This window comes from Candidatus Tectomicrobia bacterium (assembly GCA_016192135.1).
GTDB lineage: Bacteria > UBA8248 > UBA8248 > UBA8248 > UBA8248 > 2-12-FULL-69-37.
Genome location: JACPUR010000001.1, coordinates 264277 through 287324 on the forward strand (window position 1 = coordinate 264277; position 23048 = coordinate 287324).

A 23048-nucleotide genomic window follows, 5' to 3' on the forward strand; every position below is an offset into this window, starting at 1 on the left:
ATGGTGGACCTCGAGGCCCTGCGCGCCGAGGCCGAGGCCTTCCTCGCGGAGAGCCGGCGGGAGTGGTACCTGGCCGGGGCGGGCGTGAAGGAGCGGCTCGAGCTGGCCCCCATCTACGCCCAGCACGGCGGGCTCTTCCGGCGGGAGGGGGTGGAGGCCGCCGCGCGCGCGTTCGGCGGGTCGCCCGGGGGGGCGGGGCGGGACCGGCTGCGCGAGCTGTGGTCCTTCCTCGCCCTGGGCTTCATCCGGGAGCGGGTCAAGGAGCTGACCGAGCAGGCCGCCAACTTCGAGAGCGCGGCCACGGTGCGTCTGCCGTGGGGGGAGGAGATCCCCTACCGCCAGAGCGCCGTCGTGCAGCTCAACGAGGCGGACCGCGGCCGCCGCGCCGCGCTCGAGGCGGCCCGGGCCGAAGTGGTCCGGCGGAAGAACGGCTTCCTGGCCCCGGTCCACGCCGCCACCCACGCGCTCGCCCCGGAGCTGGGCTTTTCCGGCTACCTCGGCATGATGGATCGGCTGAGGGGGCATCCCCTGGAGCCCGTTCGGGCGGAGATGGCCCGCTTCCTCGGGCGCACGGAGGCGCTCTACTTGCGCGAGATGGGCGGGGCGCTCCGGGAGCGGCTGGGCCTCGCCCTCGAGGAGGCCCAGCGGCACGACGCCCTCCATCTCTTCCGGGGGCGGGAGCACGACCGGCTCTTCCCCGCGGAGCGCCTGGTGGACTCGGCGCGCGCGGTCTGCCGGGGCATGGGGCTGGACCTCGAGGCGGAGGGCCGGGTGCGCCTCGACCTGGAGCCCCGCCCGCGCAAGAGCCCCCGCGCCTTCTGCTCCTCGGTCCATGTGCCGGGGGAGGTCTACCTCGTCATCCGCCCCCGGGGCGGGCACGACGACTACCGCGCCTTCTGGCACGAGCTCGGCCACGCCCTCCACTTCGCCTACGTGGACGAGCGCGCCCCCTTCGAGGCCAAGCGCCTGGGGGACAATTCGGTGACGGAGGGCTTCGCCATGCTCTTCGACCACCTGCTGCTGGAGGGGGCCTGGCTGGCGGACACGCTCGGGGGGGAGGAGAGGGACTACCGGGGCTTCCTGCGGCACCTCGCCCTGTTCGAGCTGTACATGCTGCGGAGGTACGCGGCGAAGATCGACTACGAGTTCCAGCTCCACCAGGGGCCCGACCTGGGCGGGATGGACGCCCTCTACGCCCGCACCCTGGCCGGCGCCACCCGGGTGGCCTACCCCCCCGAGAGCTACCTGGACGACGTGGATCCCTTCTTCTACTGCGCCAACTACCTGCGCGCCTGGATGCTCCAGGCTCAGCTCCGCGAGGCGCTGCGCGCCCGCTTCGGGAGGCGGTGGTGGCGCGGCCCGGGGAGCGGGGGCTTCCTCCGGGAGCTCTGGCGGACGGGCCAGGCCGAGGACGCGGACGCCCTCTCCCGGAGGCTGGGCTTCTCCCGCCTCACGGCGGAGCCCCTGGCGGCGGAGATCGAGGGGCTGCTGGGGGGATGAGGAGACGGGCGCGCTACCGGGCAGATGGGTATTCGCCATGCTGTTATCGGCGCGGTGCGTCTGTAGGGGCGAGGCATGCCTCGCCCCTACGAATCAGGCCGCCAGAAAATCGATTTGGGCGCGGACGCTCAGGCCGTGGTGTTCACCCGCTTCCCCCGGACCTCGACGGCCTGCTCGGGGGCGGGGACGGACGCCGGGGCCGTGTTCCGGACGGGGGCCTGGGGGGCGTTCTGCTGGGTCTTCACCGGGGCCGGGGCGGCCTCGGCCTTGGGCTGGGGCGGCGGAACGGACGCCTGGGGCCGCGCCCGGGGCGGCGGGGCGGTCTGAAGCTCGACGCGGCTGGCCATGGCGGTTTCTCCTCAATATCCCTGAGGTTCGGTGCCCATCATACCCCGATGCGGGGCCTTTGCAATCGGAGGTTCTTTCTTACACCTCCCCCCATCGAGCCTTCGGCCCTCCCTCCCCCCAAGGGGGGCGGGATCTTCCTTCCTCCCTCAGGGGGGGAGGTGCTGGGGGGGTGGTTTTGGGTAGACAACTCCTTTCCCCTTCAGGGGGGGGAGGTATTGGGGGGGTGGTCGAAAAAAAGCGCCCCCGCGCGGGGGCGCCTTGTGTTTTTTTGGGCGGGCAGGCAGGGCATTGGGAGGCGGGAAGGAGGGATCCCGAGAAGCTGCACTGCCTCATCGGCCCGCCCGCGGGGCCGGCGCCGGGGAGGATGATCCCCGGCCACGGCCCGCGTTATAGAAGACGGCTGTTACGGACTGGTTTCAGCCGAATTTCGGGAGCGTGAAATCGTCCTAGTGGTGAAGGCGCCGGGCGTGCAGGCGGCTCTCGATCCAGGCGATCGCCGCCCCCGAGCCCAGCAGGATGAGGCCTATCGCCTGCCGCGCCGCCGAGTGGAACGGGTAAAGGATATCCGCCTGATCGATGCGGAAGCCGAACAGGGCCTCCGCCAGCCAGAATCCCCCCAGAAGAACCAGGATTGCCGCCGCGGCGCCGAGCATGATTTCCCCTCCTGACGCTTGCCAGGAACGTTCATTCTTCCCGCCATTCAATTTACGGACGGATCTCTCCCCCGTCGTTGAGGCGGGTCACTGAAAAAGGGTGAAGGAACTCACGGGCGGTAGCGGGCCCCGCCGGCTCTCCCCATGAGCCCCAGCACCAGCCCCAGCAGGGGCAAAAGGGCTATCGTCACGGCTCCCCAGACCAGTTCCACGAACATCCCTCCCAAGTCTTGGGCCGGGCCGTTCCCCGGGCCCCCTGGGCGGGTGCCTGCGAAAATCGTACCCGCCCCGAAAGGGACCGGGACCAGCCCCCATCGCTCGGGGCGGAGGCGCGAAAACATGCGGGGAAAGGGCTTTTTTCAGGCGCGGGCGGGTCTGGAGGGGCCTCTGGGCGGCGTCCCGGGAATGACGGAACGGAGGGCAATTCCTGCCGGGGAGAGGGGGAGGCGAAGGGAGGGCGGCCCCTCCCGCTCACCAGCCGAGGAGACGCCTCCACATCAGGAACTGCGCGTGCCCGTAGCGGCCCATCCCCGCCCAGACCGTCAGGCCGAGGTGGTAGTAGATATAGATCCCCAGGGCGAGCAGTGCCCCATAGACCAGGGTGGCCGCCCCGACCCAAAGCCCCGTGGCGAGGCGGGAGTCTTGGCCCAGCGCCCGCTTGCTCCACTCCTCCGTCTTCATCGGGACGAAGGTGGCCCCGAAGAACAGCACGATTCCGGCCAGGGAAAAAAGCATGTGAAAGAGGATGAAGTTGCGCACGCAATTCCTCCGCCTTGCGAAGTCGCGATCTTCTTAGTTTGTCATTCCGAGGAAACGAAGCGACCGAGGAATCTGCTTCTCGGTTTTCTCCTGCCATCTTGAACGGAGCGAAACATCCAAGTGTGGCCATTCGTGTCTTCGCTGCGCTCCGGACGACACCCAAGGCAAAGCAGATTCCTCGCTGCGCTCGGAATGACAAGCCGCCGGTCAAATCAGAGAATTACCGCCCCCTAGAGATTGACCGGTTTCCCTTCCTTGCAGGAGCGGTCGGCCGCCATGGTCAGGGCCAGCACCTGCCGGCCGTGCTCGGCCGTGGCGAGCCCCACCCCGCCCCGCCCCAGGATGCGGCGCACGAAGGCGTCCGTCTCCTCCTTCATGGGGCCGAAGAACTCGCCCAGCACGAAGTCCCCCGGCATGGCCGAGCCCAGGAAGGCCACCTTCACCTGGTGCTCGGGCGTGTAGGGGCAGGGGATGGGCTCCCCGGGGGCGAGGACGATGTCGCGGTGGGCGTCGTCGATGTTGAGGCTCCCCTTGGTGCCCTGAAGGTCAATCTCCATCGTGGCGGTGTAGGCGGGCCAGTGGTGGGGCAGGAGCCAGCTCGTGCCCATGGTGGCCACGCTGCCGTCGTCGAAGGTGACGATCATCCACTGGAAGTCGTCGCGGTTGTAGGGCTTGAAGACCTTGCTGGCCGAGCGGGCGTAGACCTCGACGGGTTTCTTGCCCTCCATGTACCAGAGGATCATGTCCACCAGGTAGGTGAGGGTGTTGATGGAGGGCGTGGTGTTGGGGGAGCGCCGCGCCACGGCCTCGCCCACGGCGCGGGTGACGTAGATCTTGCCGAGCGCCATCACGATGTCCCCGAGCTGGCCCGCGTGGGCCGCCTGCTTCGCCAGCAGGTAGCGGCGGCGGAAGCGCTGGGTGTAGCCCACGAAGACCTCGGCCCCGCTCTTCTTGGCCTTGGCGATGATGTCGTCGGCCTGCTTGAGGTCGAGGACGAAGGGCTTCTCGATGAGGACGGGCTTGCCCAGCTCGGCCGCGAGGGCGGCGGGGCCGTGGTGGTACTCCTCGTCCGTCGAGACGATGACGGCCCCCACCTTGTCGTTGCGGATGGCCTCTTCGTATTTGGTCGTGGCCTGGTCCGCCCGGACGGACTCGGCCAGCCGGTCGAGCTTCTCGGGCACCTTCTCGCATATGGAGAGGTAATCGATTTGGGGAATCTGGGCGCACGAATGCGCCCGGAGGGTGCCGATGTTGCCGGCGCCGATGACGGCCACTCCGATCGTCTTCATCCTCTCTTCCTCCGGTCCGGTTGCATGATGGCGTGAGCGGGAGAATAATCCGCTGGAATCCCTGGTAGTGGGTCAGTCTGTGCCACAGATGTCATTCCGAGGGAGCGCTGCGACCGAGGAATCTGCTTCTGGTTCTTACAAAAGCAGATTCCTCGCTGCGCTCGGAATGACAGCGGAATTGCGAAACTGACCCGCTGTCGAATCTTCACCGTCCGCGTCCAACTCTTGCGCTGGAGGGGAACATGCGCATCGACGTGCAGACCCATCACATGCCCGCCGCGTACGTCAAGGCCCTGCAGGGGAGGTCCGCCTACCCCCGCTTCGAGAAAAAGGGGGACCAGTGGTGGGCGCTCGGCACCCCCCACGATACCCTCCCGATGGCGCCCAAGCTCCTCACCCTCTCCATGAAGGTTGAGGAGATGGAGGCGAGCGGAGTGGACTTCTCCCTCCTGAGCATCAACATCCCGGGGCCCGACCTCGCCCCCGATCCCCGCGAGGCGGACGACCTCGCCCGCATCTCGAACGACGGCATCGCCGAGGCGGCGGCCGCCCACCCGGGGAAGCTGCGGGGGGTGGCCAACCTCGGCTACGGCGACATGAAGGCCGCCGCCCGCGAGCTCGAGCGCTGCCTCAAGGACCTGAACTTCGCCGCCCTCCAGGTCTTCGCCTATGTCGGGGCCAAGCGCCCCCTCGACGCCCCCGAGCTCGATCCCATCTGGGCCATCCTGGAGGAGCGCGGGGCGCCCCTGGTCCTCCACCCCGGGCCCTCCCCCGCGAGCCCCATCTACGCCGACCACTGGCTGGGGCCCATGGTGGGTTTTCTCTTCGACGAGAGCCTGGCGGCCCTCCGCCTCATCCTGGGCGGGGTGCTGGAGCGCCACCCGAGGCTCAAGGTGCTGCTGCCCCACGGGGGAGCCACCCTGCCCCTCCTCATCGGGCGGGTGGACTCCCTCAGCCAGCGCTACCGCGACGACAAGAGCCTCGCCCTGCCGCACCCGCCCAGCCACTACTTCGCCCGCTTCCACACCGACACCGTCGTCCACTCCAGGGAAGGGCTCGCTTTCGCGCTTCAGCAGATGGGCGCGGGGCGGGTGATGTTCGCCACCGACTCCCCATGGGTGCCCATGAAGCGGCACGTCGAGATCGTCGAGAGCCTGGGGCTCACCCCCGCCGAGGCCGGAGAAGTCTGGAGCGGGACGGCCAAGGCCTTCTTCGGGCTGTAAGGATTCCTTTACGTAAGATTCGAGATTCGTTCGGGCCTTCGGGCCAGGACGCCGCATCCTATGCGAAGCGGCCCGGTTTGCCAATATTTCGGGCCGATCGGTCCTTAAGGCGGACCCCTGATTGTTGGGGCCCAGGAGCGGGCACTACATTAAGAGCAGGTTGGGAACCCGGGGCCGTCTAGATGAGTAAAGCCGCCTCCGCTGCGGTGGGGATGGACCCGCGGCCGCGAGGTTCCTGGAGGAAAATTCCCATGAAACGCATTCTGATGCTGGCCTTCGCCGGCCTGCTCTTTCTCGGCTGGGGCGCGGGCGAAGCCTCGGCGTGGCACCGCCATCGCCCCCGCCGCGAGAGCGGAGTGATTCTCCGGTTCGACTTTGGGCCCCCCGCCTACCCCTACCATGCCTACGAGGGGCCCTTCTACCGCGGGCCCTATTACCGGGGGCCCTATTACCCCAGCCCCTATTACTACGGGCCGTTTTACGGCGGGCCTTCCTACCGCTATTACGGCGCGCCCCGGGGGCCGTGGAGGGACCGGGACTAGCAACCGGCGGTGTTCCCCGGGCGTTAGTAGGAATGAGACCGGACGCCGCGCCCGGCCGTCCCTTCGGAGCCGAGGAACCCGGCCCGTCTAATTTGGAAAGACAAGGGCCGCCTGTCCTGGAGTGAAGGGCAAGGCCCCGGCGGCGGCCGGGTTTTCTGGAGGATACTCAGATGAAGCGGATTCTCCCGTTCGCCATCGCCGGCCTGCTCCTCCTCGGCTGGGGCGCCAGCCGGGCCGGGGCGGAATACGGCCCTTACTATGCGCAGCCCCGGACCGGGGTGATCCTTTACTTCGGCTACCCGGTGTACCAGTACGCGCCCCGGTATTACTACCGGCCTCACGTCTACCGGCCTCACGTCCCGCCCCACCGGCATTACTACCGCCCGCACCTGCGCCACCATGAACGGACATACCAGCACCTGTACCCCACTCAGCCCCGCGGGCCGTGGTACCGCCACCGGTGATTGGAGTAGACTGACGAGGCTTGGCTGGAGACGCGCCGCCCGCTCTCGATGAGCCTCCGGCGGCCGTTAGGTTCTGGGAGGGAAGGGGATGAAACGAATCCTGGTGCTGGCGGTGGCGGGGATGCTTTTCCTGGGATGGGGCGCGGGCGAGGCCTGGGCGGGGGGGCGCCGCCATTATCACGGCCACCACCGCAGCAGCGTGGTCTTCTCCTTTGGCTTCGGCGCCCCTCTCTACTACGGGCCTCACTACTACTACCGCCCCTATTACTACCACCCCGCCTACTACCACCCTTATTACTACGAGCCGGCGCCGGTCTACGTGGCCCCCGCGCCGGTTTACTACCCCTCCCCCGGCTTCAACGAGTTCTTCGGCACCGTGCTGGGGGCGATTGGCGGGGGGGTGATCGGGGCGCAGATCGGCTCGGGCTCGGGGCGGGCGGCCGCCACCGTGGGCGGGGTGCTCCTGGGCTCCCTCATCGGCAACCGGATCGGCTTCGGGCTCGACGACTACGACCGCCGGCTCGCTTTCCGGAACACCCAGTACGCCCTCGAGAGCATGCGCTCGGGCACGGTGGTCGAGTGGCGCGGCCCGAGCTCGGGCGCCTACGGGACGGTGAGCCCCCGGCCCGCCTTCCAGAACCAGGCCGGCCAGTACTGCCGGGAGTTCCAGGAGACGGTCATCGTCGGCGGGCAGGAGCAAGCGGCCTACGGCACCGCCTGCCGCCAGCCCGACGGCCAGTGGCGGATCGTGCAGTAGGGTAGCGGCCGGAAAAGAAACGGGGGAGGGATCGAAAGATCCCTCCCCCGTTTTATTTCATGGGCAGGCGCGGGGGCTGCCCATGTCCTGTAGTAGGGGCGGGTTTCAAACCCGCCCCTACGGATGTATCGGCGGGGACACGCTCTGTAGGGGCGAGGCATGCCTCGCCCCTACAGACTGAACCTGCCGCCTCCTCCGTAGGGGCGGTTCGCGAACCGCCCCTACAAAAGGCGGGCTGCCAGAATCGGTATTTTGGTGCGTCGCGCGCTCCGTCGTCAGCCCACCAGCACCGCCGCCCGGCCGGTGATGGCCCCCTGGGCGAGGCGCTGGTGCACCTTCTCGACCTCCTCGAGCTTGTAGGTCTCGGTCACGAGGGGCCAGAAGTCCCCCCGCGCCACCAGCTCGAGCGACTCGATGAGCTCCTGCTTGGTGCAGTAGCGGCTCCCCATCAGCTCGAGCTCCTTGTTGACCATGTCGCGCTGGCTGGCCTCGAAGGCCTTCTGGCCCGCCCCGCCCAGGGTGACGAGCCGCCCGCCCCGGCCCAGCGCCTTGACCGCCTCGCCCAGGGTGCCGGCGCTCGAGACGAAGTCGACGGCCACGTCGAGCCCCTTGCCCCCGGTGAGGTCCAGCAGCGCCTCGGCCACCTTCCCCTGGGAGGCGTCCACGACCTCGTGGGCCCCCATGTCCCGGCACTTGCCGAGCTTCTGGGCGGAGACGTCCACCGCGATGACCCGGGCCCCCGCCCAGCGGGCCAGCGCCACCATGTGGATGCCCACGCCCCCGCCCGCCCCGATGACGGCCACGTTCTCGAGCGGCGCGATGCGCGCCCGGCGCGTCACCTTGTAGGGGGTGGCGATGGCGTCGCAGATGACCGAGACCTCGGCGGCGTTCTTCTTCCAGTCGAGTCCCTTGGGGATGTGGATGAAGTTCCGGGCCGGGAGCTTGATGTATTCGGCGTAGGCCCCGTCCACCTGGCGGCCGATGTAGCCGGTGAAGTTCTCGCAGAGGGTCTCGCGGTCGATGAGGCAGAACTTGCAGCGGCCGCAGGTGACGTAGAAGTGCGCCGTCACCGCGTCCCCTTCCTTCACGTTGTCCACGCCCGGCCCCGCCGCCGAGATGACGGCCGTGATCTCGTGCCCGATGACGATGGGGAAGTTCGCCGGGGCGCGGCCCGCCCGGGCGTGCTCGATGGTGAGCCCCGCTCCGCAGGCGAGCACCCGGGCCACCGCCTCCCCCGGCCCCGGGACGGGGACGGGGCGGTCTTCCAGCACGAACGGGGTGTTCGGCGCCTTGAGCACCATGGCTTTCACAGGATGTCCTCCAGGAGTCCGGGTTGGGAAGAAGGCAGGGCCGATTAAACCACAGGGCTCCGCGGGGGGACAAACGGGGGAGGGGACTTGCGGCCCGCCGCATGAAGCCGCGCGTGCGAGGGTGCCCGCGGCCCCCGTGGGAGCGGCGCCGCTAGGGGGTCAGCTTCTCGATCACCGCCCGGGTGGCGTCGTAGTGGTGGGCGTCCGGGGCCGGCTCGAAGCCGGGCGCCCGCCAGGCCCAGAGGGGGACGGCCTCCTCGTGCAGGGAGCCGTGGCTGCGGATCGACACCTCCCGCTCCGCCTGCTCCATCACGCCGAAGACGGTGCCGGCGTCCGCCAGCGCCATGATGTCGCCCACCCGGTCCGCGAAGAGCTGGAAGCGCCGCGCCGCCTCCCCGCGCGGGAGGGCCGCCTCGATCCCCGGCGTCTCCCGCAGGATGGCGAGGGCCTCGTCGAGGGCGTCCGGCTCCTTCAGGTGGACGTAGGCCGAGCCTCCCTGGTTGCCGTGGTGGACGACGTAGCGGTCCTTGATGATGGGCACCGCCTCGGCCGCTACGCCCCGGGCGCGCAGGATGACGCCCGGGTCGACCGCCCGGCGCTTGTCCCGCATGCCGTGGTCCGCGGTCACGAAGACCGCCCCGTCCGGCTGGCAGTCGTCCCAGGCGTCCACGAGCCGGCCGATCTCCGCGTCCAGCGCCTCGGTGTGGGCCTGGGCCTCGGGGGCCTCGGGGCCGTGCATGTGCTGAATGTAATCGGTCGTCGAGACGTAGATGAGGCTGGGCCGCCTCTGGTGGATGACCTCCCGCGCCGCCCGCAGGAGCCAGAGGTTCACCTCGCCCGAGTAGATGTCCTCCTTCTTTCCCGCCCGATCGACGAGCCACTTGGGGGGATTCTCCGCCGTCACGGCGAAGTCCGACCCCTTTCCGATCATGTCCAGGAGCTTCTGCTTGGACGCGAGGACGGCGCTGAAGTACCCCACCGCCGCGCCCCGCTCCATGAGGGTGGGGGTCATGAGGAACTTCCCGGATTCCATGTACACTTCGCGGCCGCTCCGCCGGTCGAGGAAGTAGTTGGCCGTGATGCCGTGGCGAGAGGGGGGATGGCCGCAGATCATCGAGACGTTGTTCACGTTGGTGACGGTGGGCATCTGGGCGCGGACGAGCCAGCGGCCGCCCCCGCGCGCCAGCCGGTCGAGGTTGGGGGTCGAGGCCCGCTCGAAGTAGGCGGGGTCGCCCCCGTCGATCAGGATGATGAGGGCCCGCATGGCGCCTCCCTTACACCCTCCCGCCGGTGCGGCGGAGGGCCTTGGCCCCGATGTCGCGGCGGCAGTAGACCCCTTCCCAGTGGATGCGCCCGCAGGCCTCGTAGGCGAGGCCTACGGCCTCCTTGATCGTCTCCCCGCGGGAGGTGACGCCCAGGACGCGCCCGCCCGCGGTGACCGGGTGGCCCTCCGCGTCGAGGGCCGTCCCCGCGTGGAAAACTTTCACGCCTTCGACGGCGCCGGCCTCCTCGAGGCCGTGGATGCGGTCGCCCTTCCTGTAGGAGCCTGGGTAGCCCCCCGCGGCCATCACCACGCACACCGCGGCCCGGTGGTCGAAGCGGGGCGGGCGGGCGCCGAGGTTCCCGGACGCGCAGCCCATCAGGTAGGGAAGGAGGTCGTCCTCCATCCGCATGAGGAGCGGCTGGCACTCGGGGTCGCCGAAGCGGCAGTTGAACTCGAGCGCCTTGAGGTCGTCCCCCTGCACCATGAGCCCGGCGTAGAGGATGCCCCGGTAGGGGCGGCCGCGCTCGGCCATGGCGCGGACCGCGGGGAGGATGACGGTCTCCATCGCCTTCTCCTCCAGCGCGGGGGTGAGGACGGGCGCCGGGGAGTAGGCGCCCATGCCCCCGGTGTTGGGCCCGGTGTCGCCCTCGCCGACGGCCTTGTGGTCCTGGGCGGCGGGGAGGAGGAAGGCGCGCTCCCCGTCCACGAAGGCCAGGAGGCTGGCCTCCTCCCCCTTCAGGAACTCCTCCACCACCACCACTTCGCCCGCCGCACCGAAGGCTCTCCGCTCCATCATCTCGGCGATGGCGGCCTCGGCGCGGGCCGCGTCGGGGCAGAGGACCACGCCCTTGCCGGCGGCCAGGCCGTCCGCCTTGACCGCCCACGCCCCTCCGCGCGCGCGGACGAAGCGCTTGGCCCCGCCCGGGTCGCGGAAGACGCCGAACTCCGCCGTCGGGATGCCCGCCTTCCGCATGAGCTCCTTCGAGAAGGCCTTGCTGGCCTCGAGCTCGGCGGCCTCCTGGCGGGGGCCGAAGGCGGGGATGCCCTCCCGCTCGAGGCGGTTCACGAGGCCGAGAGCCAGGGGGGCCTCGGGGCCCACCACGACCAGGCCGGGCCGCTCGCGGCGGGCGAGCGCCAGGAGGCCCTCGACGTCCTCGGCCGCGACGGGTTCATTGCGGCCCTCGCGGGCGGTGCCCGCGTTGCCGGGGGCGCAGACGATCTCTCTCGCATCGGGGCTCTGCCGGAGCTTCCAGGCCAGGGCGTGCTCGCGGCCGCCCGAGCCCACGATGAGGATTTTCATGGACTTCCTCCGGTCCAGGCAGGTTGGGCCAACGTAACCGCCCGGCGAAGGGGGTGTCAATCTTGGGCGGAGGGTGCTCCATTTCGGATGCCGTTCGCTTTTTTGTCCATGATCGGAGGGCGTTCCAGTGGTGCTAGAATGGGGTGCTCGCCCACAGCCCAAAGGAAGGAGGCCCACATGCGGAAAGCGGGGGTGCTCATCGCCGCCGCGCTGGCCCTCGCGCTGGCGGACGCGGGCTGGGCCGCCGGCGCGGAGCGCATGGCCGAGCGGGTCGAGGTGGACCTCGAGCTCATCCTCGCGGTGGACGTCTCGGGAAGCATCGACGAGGACGAGGGCCGGCTCCAGCGCGAGGGGTACCGGCAGGCGCTGACGGATCCCGGCGTCATCCGGGCCATCCAGGCGGGCCGCCACAAGCGGATCGCCATCGCCTACGTCGAGTGGGCGGGCTACCGCTGGCAGCGCCTCATCGCCGACTGGACGCTCATCAAGGATCTCGAGTCCGCCCGCGCCCTCGTGGCCAAGGTCGAGGCCTCCGAACGCGTCTCGGGCCCCTTCACCTCCCTCAGCGGCATCATCGACTACTCGGTCCCCCTCTTCGGGGTCAAATATAAGGGGCGGCGACAGGTCATCGACATCTCGGGCGACGGCCCCAACAACCGGGGGCGGCCCGTCGAGAAGGCGCGCGACGAGGCGCTGGCCAAGGGAATCGTCATCAACGGCCTGCCCATCATCAACGAGCGGCCCAACCCCTGGGGCCGGATGCCCATGCAGCACCTCGACCTCTACTACCGGAACTGCGTGGTCGGGGGTCCCGGCTCCTTCCTGGTGGTGGCGAAGAATTTCACCGACTTCGCCCGCGCCGTGCGGCGCAAGCTCATCCTGGAGATCGTGGGCCTCACCCCGCCCGAGCGGCCGGTCCCCGTGGCGCTGCCCTCCGACGTGCCCGGCTGCGACGCCTATCTCCGCCCGACGCGGAATTTCGAGGACTATTGATTTTCTAAAAAACCACCCCCCCAGCACCTCCCCCCCTGATGGGGGAAGGAAAAATCCGCCCCGGTGGTTATCCCCTCTAGCCCGCTGTGATGAGTATTCGGCGGCGACAACAGGCGGTGCATGGCCGTGCTCCACGCTTACTTTGATGAAAGTGGAACGAATGCTGGCGCTGTAGTTTTGAGTGTTGCTGCGTATTTTGGAACAGAAGACCAGTGGAAAAGATTCGAGAGCAAATGGTGCGGTCCGCTTGGTAGTGGTGAGTTTCACGCCAAAGATTGTTCGCACTTGTTCTCACCACTGAGTGCTGCAATGGAAGTGAGCGAGATCACTGGTGTGCTTTGTACGATTGCGACAGAAGATTTCCGCAATTGTGCCAATGCGCAATTCAAATCAACCTTGGGGAACGCATACGCCGTTTGCACGTTTGCTTGTGCGATGGCGGTATGCGATGTCGCACGGGAAAAAGGGATAGGCAAAGTTTCTTTTGTACTGGAGCATGGCCAACCTAACCTCGTCTTTGTCAAGACAGTCCTGGAGTCAATGCTTGATGTAGAGAATACATGCGTAGCTGCCGTGGAGTCAGCGGGAAAAAGTCAATTTGCCAAGCTTCATCCCGCAGATTTTACTTCACACGTTGCCAGTTCATACGACAGGGGTTGGCTGCAGCATTTGGTGGAACGTTGCAATTTAAAGCATTGCCACATTACGAGTGATACCTTGGGGGATGTTTCTCAGCAGGTAAAAACATTGATTAACCATGCACGAGATGCGAGGCGTGCCGAACGCAGGAATAGATAACCGCCTCCGTCCCCCTTCACGGGGGGAGGGAGCATCGAAGATACGATGGGGGATGATGAAGCCTACCCCATTTCCCCCAGCGCGTGCTGGAGGATGGCGGTGAGGGCGATGGGGGCGGTGTCGGCCCGAAGCACGCGCGGGCCCAGGTCCACCGCGACGAAGCCCGCCGCGCGCGCCGCCTGGACCTCCTCCGGCGTCAGGTCCCCCTCCAGCCGGGTGTGCCCCCCTCGATCCAGCCGGGCCCGGCGCGGAAGAGGCGGGGGCGGCCGGGGCTCATGTCGTTTCTTCCCTTTCCCCCTCGGAAAGCCAACCCCCCCTTTCCCCCCCCTTGGTAAGGGGGGGCCGTTCTTCGAGGAGAACGAGAGGGCTCACGGCTTCTCCACCTCCACCGACGCCCACTCCTCCAGCCGGCCGCGGCGGAGGACGCGCAGGCCCGCCTCCTCCGCCGCCCGGGCGAGGGCGTCCGCCTGCTCGTAGCCGATCCCGCTCAGCACGCCCCAGCTTCCCTCCGCGAGCGCCCCGGCGAATCGCGGCATGAGCACCCGCAGGGGGGTGAGGAAGATGTTGGCCGCCAGGGCCTCCACCCGGCCCGCCCAGTCGCCCAGCGCGGAGTCGTCCAGCGTCCCCAGCCTCGCCCGCAGGCGCTCCGCCACCCCGTTCGCCCGCGCGGCCTCCAAGGTGCCCTCGACCGCGAGGGGATCGAGGTCGAGCGCCAGGGCCTCCTCCGCCCCGAGCTTGAGCGCCGCCATGGCGAGGATGCCCGAGCCGCAGCCCACGTCCAGGAAGCGCGCCGGGGGCCTCGCCGCGAAGGCGCGGTCGATGGCCTCCAGGCAGAGGCGGGTCGAGGGATGGCGGCCCGTGCCGAAGGCCATGCCCGGGTCGATGATGATCTCGGCGCGGCCCGGAGGCGGCGGGGCCTGCTCCCAGGGCGGGCGGAGCCAGAGGCGCTCCCCGAAGGGCTGGGCGGTGAAGAAGTCCCGCGTCCTCAGCACCCAGTTCTCGTCCTCGACCTGGCGGAGGGTGACGGCCTCCTTCCCCAGGCCCATGGCGGAGAGGGCGGCCTCGGCCGCGCGGAGCCTCTCCGCCGCGCCGTCTTCCAGGCGGAAGTGGGTGAGGAGGAGGGCGGTCCCCGGCGGCCCCGGCTTCTCCTCCACCGCCGAGGCACCGATCTCGATCAGGCGGGCGGCGATCTCCTCCGCCGCCCCGCGGGGCACCTGGGCGATGAGCTCGAGCCAGGGAGGGGTCATGAGGGGCTTAGATGGCAGTCCCGCACGCTTGTTGAGCAAGGGAGGCGTGCCTAGGCAAACGGAGTTTGGAGGAGTCACCCCTCTCCCCCTGGGAGAGGGGATGGGGGTAAGGGGAACGTCGGTGGCGCGCGCTGGAGTCTCCCTCACCCCGGCCCTCTCCCGGAGGGAGAGGGAGAAGCGGCTGCACCGATCCCGCGGCTCGTCTTTCCGGATTCCCCAACCGGCCCGCCGGTTCGAGAGGGGGGAAGGAGGATGGGGGTGAGGAAAAGCGGGCGGCGGGATTCTCCCTTCGCGGGTGATGAGTTTCCACCCCTACCGCCCCCGCCGGGGCAGCTCGACGAGGGCCGTCCCGGCGGTGGCCTGCTCCCCCTCCTGGTTCGTGCCCGTGATCTCGACGGCGACGGTGCGCGCGGCCTCGTCCTTGGCGGTGATCCTGCCCGCGTACCAGATGGCGTCGCCGTAGAGCATGGGCCGGCGCACCTGGACGTAGAGCTTCTTGAGGAAGCCCTCGTCCCCCATCCAGTTGGTGACGAAGGGGCTCACCCAGGCGAAGCGCATCACCCCGTTGTCGAAGGGCCCGGGCATCCCCCGCTGGGCGGCGAGGTTGAAGTCCTCGTGCTGCTGGGAGTTCTTGACCTTGATCCCGATCTGGGGGATGGCCACGGCGTTGTGGGGGGCCTTCTCCAGGTCGAGGTACCCGCGCCGCCCGGCCTTGTAGGAGGGGCCGTTGCCCGCGTTCCAGGCCACCATGTCCCCGATGGTGAGGGGCCCGCGCACCATGGGGGGGAGGGCGTCCCCCACCCGCACGTCCTCGATGCAGAGCCGCCCGGCCCCGGTGCGCCTCTCCGCCTTGTAGGCGGCCGCGATCTTCTCCATCTCCTCCGCCGAGTATTTCCGGATGGGCCGCTCGTAGAGGAGCTCGGTGCCCTGCTGGAGGGTGCGGATCATGGTCCCGGCGGCGGTGGCGACGGTTTCGCCGTTCTGGTTCCGGTAGGTGCATTCCGAGACGACGAAGATGAGCTTGCGCCCCGCCTTGTTCGCCTTGACGTAGGATTCCTTCTGCACCGAGGAGGCCCGCAGCTTGTCCCCCGCCCGGACGCGCTTCCTCCATTCGAACTCGACCCCCCCGATGAGGGAGGAGAGCGGGGCCGCCACCGGCGCGCCGTGGAGGATGGGGTAGAGCACCGAGACGAGGAAGGCGGGCGGCGCCAGCAGCCCCCCGTGCGGCGTTTGGGCCGCGTAGGCCGGGTCGAGCCAGAGGGGGTTGTCGTCGTCCGTGCCGTGGGCGAAGTGGCGGATGGCGTCGGGCGTGGCCTCGCTGTTCCAGGGCTCGCGCTCGCGCACTTCCTTCCCGTCGAGGGCCTTCGTGCGGGCGATGAATTCCTCGATCAGGGCGTCGGCGCCGGAGGCCAAGGCGGATTCCTCACGATGGGTGAAAGGAGAAGGGAACGCCTGTTAGGTAGCAGGAAAGCCGGGGAGGGGCAAGGCGGGGGGAGAAAATCATGCCACCGGAAATGTAGGGGCGGTTCGCGAACCGCCCCTACGGGGATGTATGATCGCGTGTCGTACGTAGGGGCGAGGCATGCCTCGCCCCTACAGATGTGGCAGGCAATCGCGTGACATCCGTAGGGGCGAATCTTGTATTCGCCCCGCTTGCCTGCGTCAGGGCGAACACGAGGTTTGCCCCTACAAACCTGACGCCTCCCTCACCCCAGGAACCCCTTCACCTTCTCCCAGAACTTCCGCATCCTCGGGTTGGTCGAGGGGGAGGAGATGCGCTGGAACTCATCGAGGAGCCTCTTCTGGCGCTCGCTGAGGCGGGTGGGCGTCTCGATCACCACCCGCACCCGCTGGTCCCCGGGGCGGATGGCGCCGGGCGGGCACATGCCCTTGCCGCGCAGCCGGAAGACCCGGCCCGACTGCGTCCCCGCCGGGATGCGCACCTTCACCTCGCCCGAGAGGGTGGGGACGAGGACCTCCTCCCCCAGCGCGGCCTGGGGGAAGCTCACGGGGAGATCGAAGAGGATGTCCAGCCCCTCGCGCTTGAACAGGGGATGGGGGCGGACGGCGACGGTGACGATCAGATCGCCCGCCTCCCCGCGCGCGGCGCTCTCGTCGCCCTTCCCGCGCAGCTTGAGGTGGGCGCCGTCCTCCACCCCGGGAGGGATCTGGACCCGCAGACGCTCGTCGCGCCGGCGCCGGCCCTTGCCCCCGCAGGCGCCGCAGCGGTCGCGGACGCTCCGGCCCCGGCCGTCGCAGGCCGTGCAGGGGATGCTGAGGTCGGCGAGGCCGCGCTTGAACTTGAGCTCCCCGGCCCCGCGGCAGAGCGGGCAGTCGGAGGGCGGGGCGGCGGGGTCGTGGCCCTTGCCGCGGCAGGTCTCGCAGCGAACCCATCGGGTGGAGAGGATCTCCCGGGAGAGCCCCGCCGCGGCCTCCTCCAGCGTGATCTCGATCCGGGCCTGGAGGTCGCGCGGTCCGTCCTCGGCGCGCGCCGCCGGGGGGCGGGTGCGGCGGAAGATCTGGGCGAAGATCTCCTCCCACTCCGCGTCGAAGCCCGGGGCGCGCCGGTCCGCCCCGGGGGCGCGGGGGGCGGGGTCCCGCGCCGCCTCGTAGGCCAGCACGACCTCCTTGAAGCGCTCCTCGGCCCCGGGGTCCCCGGGGTTGCGGTCGGGGTGGTGGGCGAGGGCCAGGCGGCGGTAGGCCGCGCGGAGCTCGGCGGGGCTGGCGTCCCGGGGGACGCCCAGCACGGCGAAGGGGTCGGCGATTCTCACGCGGCGCGGGAGGGGAGGGCGCGGAGCCGCGGGGGCGCCGCGAGCCTCACCGGTCGTCCCCCTGGGACATGAACTGGGTGAGGGAGTCGGCCGTCCAGTCCACGAGCGGGATGATGCGGTCGTAGCGCATCCGCTTCGGGCCGATGACGCCGATGGTGCCGAGGGGCTTGCCGCCCACGTAGAGGCAGCGGGCGACGAGGCTGCAGTCGTCCATGCCTTCGATCTTGTTCTCGGCGCCGATGATGACGGCGATCTCGGTGGAGCTCAGGCAGCGGTCCAGGAGCTGGACGAGCTTGTTCTTCTCCTCGAAGGCCCGGTAGAGGCTCCGCAGCTTCTCCACGTCGCCGGAGAAGTCGGGCTGGGAGAGGACGCGCGAGGCGCCCTCGACCACCAGGGTCTCGCCCGTCTCCTCGGCCCCCTCCACGAAGGCGCGCTGGCTGAGCTCCAGCGCCCGGCGGTAGAGCTCGTCGAAGTTGTCCCGGTCCTCCTCCATCCGCTCGATCACCCGCTGGCGGACCTCCCGCAGGGAGAGGTCCTTGAACTCGTCGTTCAGGTAGCGCGAGATGCGGTCGAGCTCCTCCTGGAGGAGGTCCTCCTCCGTGACGGCGATGCGGGTCTGCACCAGGCCGCTCTTGGCCACGATGACCACGAGGATCTGCCGCTCGGTCATGCGGATGAACTCGATGTGCTTGAACTCGAGCTGCGCGCCCCCGGGCAGGAGCACCAGGCCCGCCTGGTTCGTGAGCTCCGAGAGGACGCGCGAGGCGTGCGAGAGAATCTGCTCGACCTGCAGGGCGTCGCGGTTGTAGCTGGCGCGGATGGTGAGCCGCTCCTCCGGGGTGAGCTCGTGCCGGTCCATCAGGCCGTCCACGTAGAAGCGGTAGCCGAGGTCGGTGGGCATCCGCCCGGCCGAGATGTGGGGCTTGCTGAGAAGGCCGGCCTCGGCCAGGTCGCTCATGATGTTGCGGATGGTGGCGGGGCTGCAGGCGAGGGGCGCGCGCTTGGAGAGGGTGCGGCTTCCCACCGGTTCGCCGGTTTCGACGAACAGATTGACGATGGCCCGGAGAATCTCCTGGCTCCGGAGCGGAAGATCCGAACTCGCCATGGGGAATCCTCGCCTGGGGACGGGCATCCAAAGATTAGCACTCCGTCCGGGCGAGTGCCAAGCCCAAAATAGGGCTCTTATTGGACGCTGTCAAGGGATTCGGCCCGGTAAAACCCGGGTCGCACGAGGGGCGGCGGGAGCGTATACTCTTGGATTCAGTAGGGCCTGGACCCACCTGGAGAGCTTGAAAAACATGCGGTTCTGGAAATTCTGGAGAAAAGCGGAGGGCCCGGCGGACCCCCTCCCGAAGGAGGGGCATCCCCTGGCGCGCCTGCGCGAGATGCGCCGGCGCAGCCGGAAGCTCCAGTTTCAGGTCATCGTGGGGAGCGGGATTCTGCTGGGGGTCCTCATCCTGTTCTCGATCCAGCTCTACCTGGAGGCCCGGCAGGACATCGAGACCCAGTTCAACCGCCAGCAGCTTCTCATCGCCGAGCAGACCGGCGGCCAAATTGCGAACTTCCTGGCCGATCTGACCTCCACGCTGCGCTATAGCGCCCGATTCCTGCGGACGGTGGGCCACGACCATCCGGGCCGCATGAGCGCCATGACGGGCCTCTACGAGCGCCTGGGGGGGAACAACCGGGTGAGCGAGGTGGGCTACCTGCGGGGGATGGGCCGGCCCGGCTTCTTCTCCACCAACGAGTACGCCGAGATCCTCGCGCAGTGCCAGGTCAAGCAGGGCGTGTGCCTCCAAGTGGTGCGCGATGTGGGCGGCGAGCCCGCTTACATTCTCGGCGGCGCAAGGGTGGGCGAGGAGGACTGGCTCTACGCGAAGGTGGCGCTGGACGACCTGGACCGCTCCTTCGTGCAGCCGGTCGAGTCGGGCCTGAAGGGCCGGGCCTGGCTGGTGGACAACGAGGGGCGCATCCTCCTCTCCCCGGCGGCGCCCGGGCTGGGGGGCCGCCGGCTCGTGGAGCTCGCCCACTCGCTGAAGGATATGCGCCTCAGCGCCATCGCCCGGCAGATGACCCTCGGCGGCCGGGGCTACGACTGGCACAGCTTCTTCCGCCCCGGCGAGAAGGGATGGAACCACCGCTACCTGACGGCCTACAGCCCGTTCCTGGTGGGCGAGGAGATGTGGACGCTGGCGGTGACGGCGCCCTCCTCCGAGGTGGTCGACACCGTCCGCCGCGCTTTCCGCAAGGGGTTCCTGCTGACCGGCTTCGGCTTCATCGTCGTCATCGCGGCGGCCCTGCTGGTCCTCGACCGGGACCGGCGGCGCATCCGGGCGGAGGAGAACCTCCTCTGGTCCGAGCAGGTGTTCGACAGCAAGCGCCGGCTGCAGGCGCTGTTCGACGGGATCACGGACGGCATCTGCATCGTGGGCAAGGACTTTCGCATCCAGTTGGTCAATCGCGCGATGGCCCGCCTGCTGGGCAAGCGGATCGCGGACCTCCTGGGCCGGCCTTGGGGCGGCGAGAACTCGCCCGTGCCGGCGGCGCTGGCCGACCGCGCGCCCGCGGCCGGCACCTTCGAGGACGGGCGGCGGGGCTTCTCCGAGCGGAAGATCGCCCTGCCCGACGGCGGGCGCATGGACATCGACATTTACACTTACCCCATCTTCGGCGCGGAGGGCGAGACAGCCCAGGTCGTCCTCTACCTCAAGGACGTGACCGAGCGGCGGGCCCTCGAGCGCGAGGTGCAGCAGCGCGACCGGCTGAGCATCGTGGGCAAGATGAGCGCCCAGGTGGCCCATTCCATCCGCAACCCGCTCTCGGCCATCAACCTGAACGCCGAGCTCCTGGAGGACGAGCTGGTCCGCTTCGGCGAGGCGGAGACGGCCGAGGCGTGGGCGCTCCTGCGCTCGATCAAGGCCGAGGTGGATATCCTGCGGCAGGTCACCGACGACTACCTGAAGTTCGTCCGCATGCCCCGCTCCGACCGGCGGCCGGGGGACGTGAACGACCTCCTGGACGATCTGCTCCTGTTCTACGCCGAGGAGGCCTCCACGCTGGGCATCGAGCTCCGGCAGGAGCTCTCGCCCGACCTGCCCGAGGTGGCGCTGGACGAGGCCCAGATGAACGTGGCCCTCCACAACCTGATCCGCAACGCCTTCGACGCCATGCCCGGCGGCGGGCGGCTCACCGTCCGGACCCGCCTCGCCGGCGGAGGCGTCGTCATCGAGCTGAGCGACACCGGCTGCGGCATCGCCCCCGAGGACCAGGCCGTCCTCTTCACCCCCTTCTTCACCACCAAGGCGAACGGCACGGGCCTAGGCCTCGTGCTCTCCCAGCAGATCGTGAGCGAGCACAAGGGCGTCATCCGCTTCTCCAGCCAGCCGGGGCGGGGGACCACCTTCAGCATCGAGCTTCCCGCCGCCGCTCCCACGGAGGCGCACGTAGAGGCATGAGGCCCAACAGCGGGATCCACGTCATGGTGGTGGACGACAAGCGCGGGAGCCGGGAGGCCCTCGAGAAGATGATCGCCAAGGAGGGCTTCCGCGTCTCCCTCGCCCACGACGCGGAGACGGCCCTCCAGGCCCTCGAGCGCGAGCCGGCGGACGTGGTGATCACCGACCTGCGGATGCCCGGCATGGACGGCATCCACCTCCTCAAGGAGGTGAAGCGCCGCAACCCGCGCACGGAGGTCATCCTCATCTCGGGCGTCGGCACCGTGGAGTCCGCCGTCGAGGCCATGCGCCAGGGGGCCTACGACTTTCTCACCAAGCCGCTCGAGCGGGTGGTGGTGCGCAAGGCCATCGAGAAGGCGGTGGAGATGCAGGAGCTCATGCGCGAGAACGAGGACCTCCGCGCCCAGCTCCAGAGCTTCCGGGACGACTCGGGCCTCATCGGCAACCACCCCGCCGTCCGCGCGGTGAAAGAGCTCGTCCGCCAGGTGGCGCCCACCTCGGCCAACGTCCTCATCCTGGGCGAGAGCGGCACCGGCAAGGAGCTCGTGGCCAACGCCATCCACTCCCAGAGCGAGCGCAAGGCGGGGCCCTACATCAAGCTCAACTGCGCGGCGCTCCCCGAGACGCTCCTCGAGAGCGAGCTCTTCGGCTACGAGCGCGGCGCCTTCACCGGGGCGGCGCAGCGCAAGGAGGGCCGCTTCCGGCTGGCCCACGGCGGCACCCTCTTCCTCGACGAGATCGGCGACATGCCCCTCGTTCTCCAGCCCAAGATCCTGCGCGTGCTCCAGGAGGGGGAGTTCGAGCGCGTGGGCGGCACCGAGACGCTCCAAGTGGACGTCCGCATCGTCGCCTCCACCAACCGCAACCTCGAGAGCGCCGTCGCCGAGCGTTCCTTCCGCGAGGACCTCTACTACCGCCTGAACGTCATCAGCATCCACATGCCCCCCCTCCGGGAGCGGCGGAGCGACATCCCCCTCCTCGCCGAGCACTTCCTCCAGCGCTTCGCCTCGAAGAACAGCCGCCCCGTGCAGGGCTTCTCGCGCGAGGCGGTGGATCTGCTCGCGGGCTACGACTGGCCGGGGAACGTGCGCGAGCTCGAGAACACCGTGGAGCGGGCCGTGGTGCTGAGCCGGGGCGAGATCCTCTCGGCCGAGGACCTCCCCCCCAGCATCATCCGGGCCCTGAAGGCGCCCGACGAGCGGCCCTTCCCGCCCGAGACGCCCGTCCTCACCATCCCGGTGGGCACGCCGCTGGCCGAGATCGAGCGGCGCGTCATCCTCGAGACGCTGCGCCAGGCGGGCGGGGACAAGAGCGAGGCCGCCCGCCAGCTCGGCATCGCCACCCGCACCATCTACCGCAAGCTCGGCCAGCCGGACGGGAAGGGGTAGGGAACATCTTGCAGGGGAATCGGATGTCATTCTGAGGGCCAGAGGCCCGAAGAATCTGCTTCTTACTTAAAAGCAGATTCTTCGCTTCACTTCGTTCCGCTCAGAATGACGGCCGGGAGGCATTCGCAGGGGCGCTCCATTGAACGCCCCTGCATGCGCGCCCCCTACCTCCCCGGCCCCATCTCCTCCTTCCGGTACCCTTCCGGCACCTCGAAGAGCGAACCGGGGAAGGACTTGCGCGCGATCTCCTGGACCTCCATCCGCTCGGAGGCCTTGTCCTCGGAGAACGAGACGGTCTCGACGGGGATGCCGGGCGGCTCCGAGCCCTGGAACACCCCGAAGACGGCGCCCATCTGCTTGGCGGTCTTGGACATGAAGGCGAAGAAGGATTCGAGCGTCTGGGCCTCGGGGGGATCGACGCCGATGGAGGCGGCGCGCGCGAAGCACGTCTCGGCCTTCTTGCGGCCGTCGACGAGCATCTCGTAGCGGTCGCAGGTCCACTTCCCGGCGCGCGCGTTCGAGGCGATCTTCCGGTATTCCACCTTGGAGGGGGCGGAGTGCTTCTTGAGGGCCTCCCCCATCATCCCCTCCATGAGCTTCCGCTCCTCGGGGGAGAGGTCCTTCATCTGCTCGCGCAGGCCCTCCATGGCCTTGCCCATATCCTTGCCCACCTTCTCGGCCTGCTGATGCGTGAGCTCGGTGTAGGTCTTCTCCCGGGAGTTGAGGCTCCAGAGGAGGTTCTTGTCCCGCCGGTAGATGGCGACGTTCCCGCCCTCCTCGATCCGGAGGGCCTCCTTCTCGATGGACATCCGCGCGGGGGTCTGGCTGTCGGAGGCGCCCGAGAACGTCAGGAGGAACCCCGCCCCGGCCGGGGGGGCCGCCGCGAGGGAGAGAACCATCCATGCCCATGCCGCGCACGCGGCGATGGCCGTCCGCATCGATATTCCCCTTATTTCGGGAGGGTCCGGCGGCCGCCCTCGATTATCC

Annotated in this window: 22 protein-coding genes; 9 read left to right on the forward strand and 13 right to left on the reverse strand. The window is 69.2% G+C overall.

Annotated elements, in window-relative coordinates:
• Positions 1-1500: a hypothetical protein gene (locus HYZ11_01180; GenBank protein MBI3126201.1), complete on the forward strand. Its 1500-nt coding sequence runs from the start codon at positions 1-3 to the stop codon at positions 1498-1500.
• A 128-nt stretch (positions 1501-1628) separates the two neighbouring features.
• Here HYZ11_01180 and HYZ11_01185 read toward each other — a convergent pair whose 3' ends face one another.
• The 4 genes from HYZ11_01185 to HYZ11_01200 form a co-directional block, all read right to left on the reverse strand.
• Positions 1629-1847: a hypothetical protein gene (locus HYZ11_01185; protein MBI3126202.1), complete on the reverse strand. Its 219-nt coding sequence runs from the start codon at positions 1845-1847 to the stop codon at positions 1629-1631.
• A gap of 447 nt (positions 1848-2294) precedes the next feature.
• Positions 2295-2501 (reverse strand): hypothetical protein, encoded by a 207-nt coding sequence (locus HYZ11_01190; protein ID MBI3126203.1) that lies wholly within the window; start codon positions 2499-2501, stop codon positions 2295-2297.
• 471 nt (positions 2502-2972) lie between these two features.
• Positions 2973-3260: a hypothetical protein gene (locus tag HYZ11_01195; protein MBI3126204.1), complete on the reverse strand. Its 288-nt coding sequence runs from the start codon at positions 3258-3260 to the stop codon at positions 2973-2975.
• A 230-nt stretch (positions 3261-3490) separates the two neighbouring features.
• Positions 3491-4549: a Gfo/Idh/MocA family oxidoreductase gene (locus HYZ11_01200; GenBank protein MBI3126205.1), complete on the reverse strand. Its 1059-nt coding sequence runs from the start codon at positions 4547-4549 to the stop codon at positions 3491-3493.
• A gap of 242 nt (positions 4550-4791) precedes the next feature.
• On the opposite strand from HYZ11_01200, the gene HYZ11_01205 reads away from it, so the two are divergent.
• From HYZ11_01205 to HYZ11_01220, 4 genes are all read left to right on the forward strand, one after another.
• Positions 4792-5772 (forward strand): amidohydrolase, encoded by a 981-nt coding sequence (locus HYZ11_01205; protein ID MBI3126206.1) that lies wholly within the window; start codon positions 4792-4794, stop codon positions 5770-5772.
• A gap of 251 nt (positions 5773-6023) precedes the next feature.
• Positions 6024-6314: a hypothetical protein gene (locus HYZ11_01210; protein ID MBI3126207.1), complete on the forward strand. Its 291-nt coding sequence runs from the start codon at positions 6024-6026 to the stop codon at positions 6312-6314.
• Positions 6315-6484: 170 nt separating this feature from the next.
• On the forward strand, positions 6485-6778 hold the full coding sequence (locus HYZ11_01215; protein MBI3126208.1) for a hypothetical protein: 294 nt from the start codon (positions 6485-6487) through the stop codon (positions 6776-6778).
• Between the two features lie 88 nt (positions 6779-6866).
• Complete coding sequence (locus tag HYZ11_01220) at positions 6867-7535, forward strand: glycine zipper 2TM domain-containing protein (protein MBI3126209.1); 669 nt, start codon at positions 6867-6869, stop codon at positions 7533-7535.
• 275 nt (positions 7536-7810) lie between these two features.
• Here HYZ11_01220 and HYZ11_01225 read toward each other — a convergent pair whose 3' ends face one another.
• The 3 genes from HYZ11_01225 to purD form a co-directional block, all read right to left on the reverse strand.
• On the reverse strand, positions 7811-8845 hold the full coding sequence (locus HYZ11_01225; protein MBI3126210.1) for a zinc-binding dehydrogenase: 1035 nt from the start codon (positions 8843-8845) through the stop codon (positions 7811-7813).
• A 151-nt stretch (positions 8846-8996) separates the two neighbouring features.
• Positions 8997-10109: an alkaline phosphatase family protein gene (locus HYZ11_01230; GenBank protein ID MBI3126211.1), complete on the reverse strand. Its 1113-nt coding sequence runs from the start codon at positions 10107-10109 to the stop codon at positions 8997-8999.
• Between the two features lie 10 nt (positions 10110-10119).
• Positions 10120-11409 carry a phosphoribosylamine--glycine ligase gene (gene purD, locus HYZ11_01235; protein ID MBI3126212.1) on the reverse strand — a complete coding sequence of 430 codons (1290 nt, stop codon included), beginning with the start codon at positions 11407-11409 and terminating at the stop codon, positions 10120-10122.
• Between the two features lie 177 nt (positions 11410-11586).
• On the opposite strand from purD, the gene HYZ11_01240 reads away from it, so the two are divergent.
• Entirely contained in the window at positions 11587-12402 is an 816-nt protein-coding gene (locus HYZ11_01240; GenBank protein MBI3126213.1) for a DUF1194 domain-containing protein, read from the forward strand.
• Between the two features lie 120 nt (positions 12403-12522).
• Positions 12523-13200 carry a hypothetical protein gene (locus HYZ11_01245; GenBank protein ID MBI3126214.1) on the forward strand — a complete coding sequence of 226 codons (678 nt, stop codon included), beginning with the start codon at positions 12523-12525 and terminating at the stop codon, positions 13198-13200.
• Between the two features lie 62 nt (positions 13201-13262).
• Here HYZ11_01245 and HYZ11_01250 read toward each other — a convergent pair whose 3' ends face one another.
• From HYZ11_01250 to hrcA, 5 genes are all read right to left on the reverse strand, one after another.
• Positions 13263-13436, reverse strand: a complete 174-nt coding sequence (locus HYZ11_01250; protein ID MBI3126215.1) for a 16S rRNA (uracil(1498)-N(3))-methyltransferase — start codon at positions 13434-13436, stop codon at positions 13263-13265.
• Between the two features lie 132 nt (positions 13437-13568).
• The gene (locus HYZ11_01255; protein MBI3126216.1) at positions 13569-14447 is read right to left on the reverse strand and encodes a 50S ribosomal protein L11 methyltransferase; all 879 of its coding nucleotides are present in this window, start codon (positions 14445-14447) and stop codon (positions 13569-13571) included.
• A 312-nt stretch (positions 14448-14759) separates the two neighbouring features.
• The gene (locus tag HYZ11_01260; protein MBI3126217.1) at positions 14760-15860 is read right to left on the reverse strand and encodes a MaoC family dehydratase N-terminal domain-containing protein; all 1101 of its coding nucleotides are present in this window, start codon (positions 15858-15860) and stop codon (positions 14760-14762) included.
• A gap of 293 nt (positions 15861-16153) precedes the next feature.
• Complete coding sequence (gene dnaJ / locus HYZ11_01265) at positions 16154-17218, reverse strand: molecular chaperone DnaJ (protein ID MBI3126218.1); 1065 nt, start codon at positions 17216-17218, stop codon at positions 16154-16156.
• A 46-nt stretch (positions 17219-17264) separates the two neighbouring features.
• The gene (gene hrcA, locus HYZ11_01270) at positions 17265-18323 is read right to left on the reverse strand and encodes a heat-inducible transcription repressor HrcA (GenBank protein ID MBI3126219.1); all 1059 of its coding nucleotides are present in this window, start codon (positions 18321-18323) and stop codon (positions 17265-17267) included.
• A 193-nt stretch (positions 18324-18516) separates the two neighbouring features.
• Here hrcA and HYZ11_01275 point away from each other — a divergent pair, with 193 nt between their 5' ends.
• Both HYZ11_01275 and HYZ11_01280 read left to right on the forward strand, forming a co-directional pair.
• On the forward strand, positions 18517-20673 hold the full coding sequence (locus HYZ11_01275) for a PAS domain-containing protein (protein ID MBI3126220.1): 2157 nt from the start codon (positions 18517-18519) through the stop codon (positions 20671-20673).
• A complete protein-coding gene (locus HYZ11_01280; GenBank protein ID MBI3126221.1) occupies positions 20670-22061 on the forward strand; it encodes a sigma-54-dependent Fis family transcriptional regulator in 1392 nt (463 codons plus the stop codon). The genes HYZ11_01275 and HYZ11_01280 overlap by 4 nt, the downstream gene beginning before the upstream one ends.
• A gap of 164 nt (positions 22062-22225) precedes the next feature.
• Here the strand turns inward: HYZ11_01280 and HYZ11_01285 are convergent, their stop codons facing one another.
• On the reverse strand, positions 22226-22999 hold the full coding sequence (locus tag HYZ11_01285) for a DUF4412 domain-containing protein (protein MBI3126222.1): 774 nt from the start codon (positions 22997-22999) through the stop codon (positions 22226-22228).
• Positions 23000-23048 lie beyond the last annotated feature (49 nt).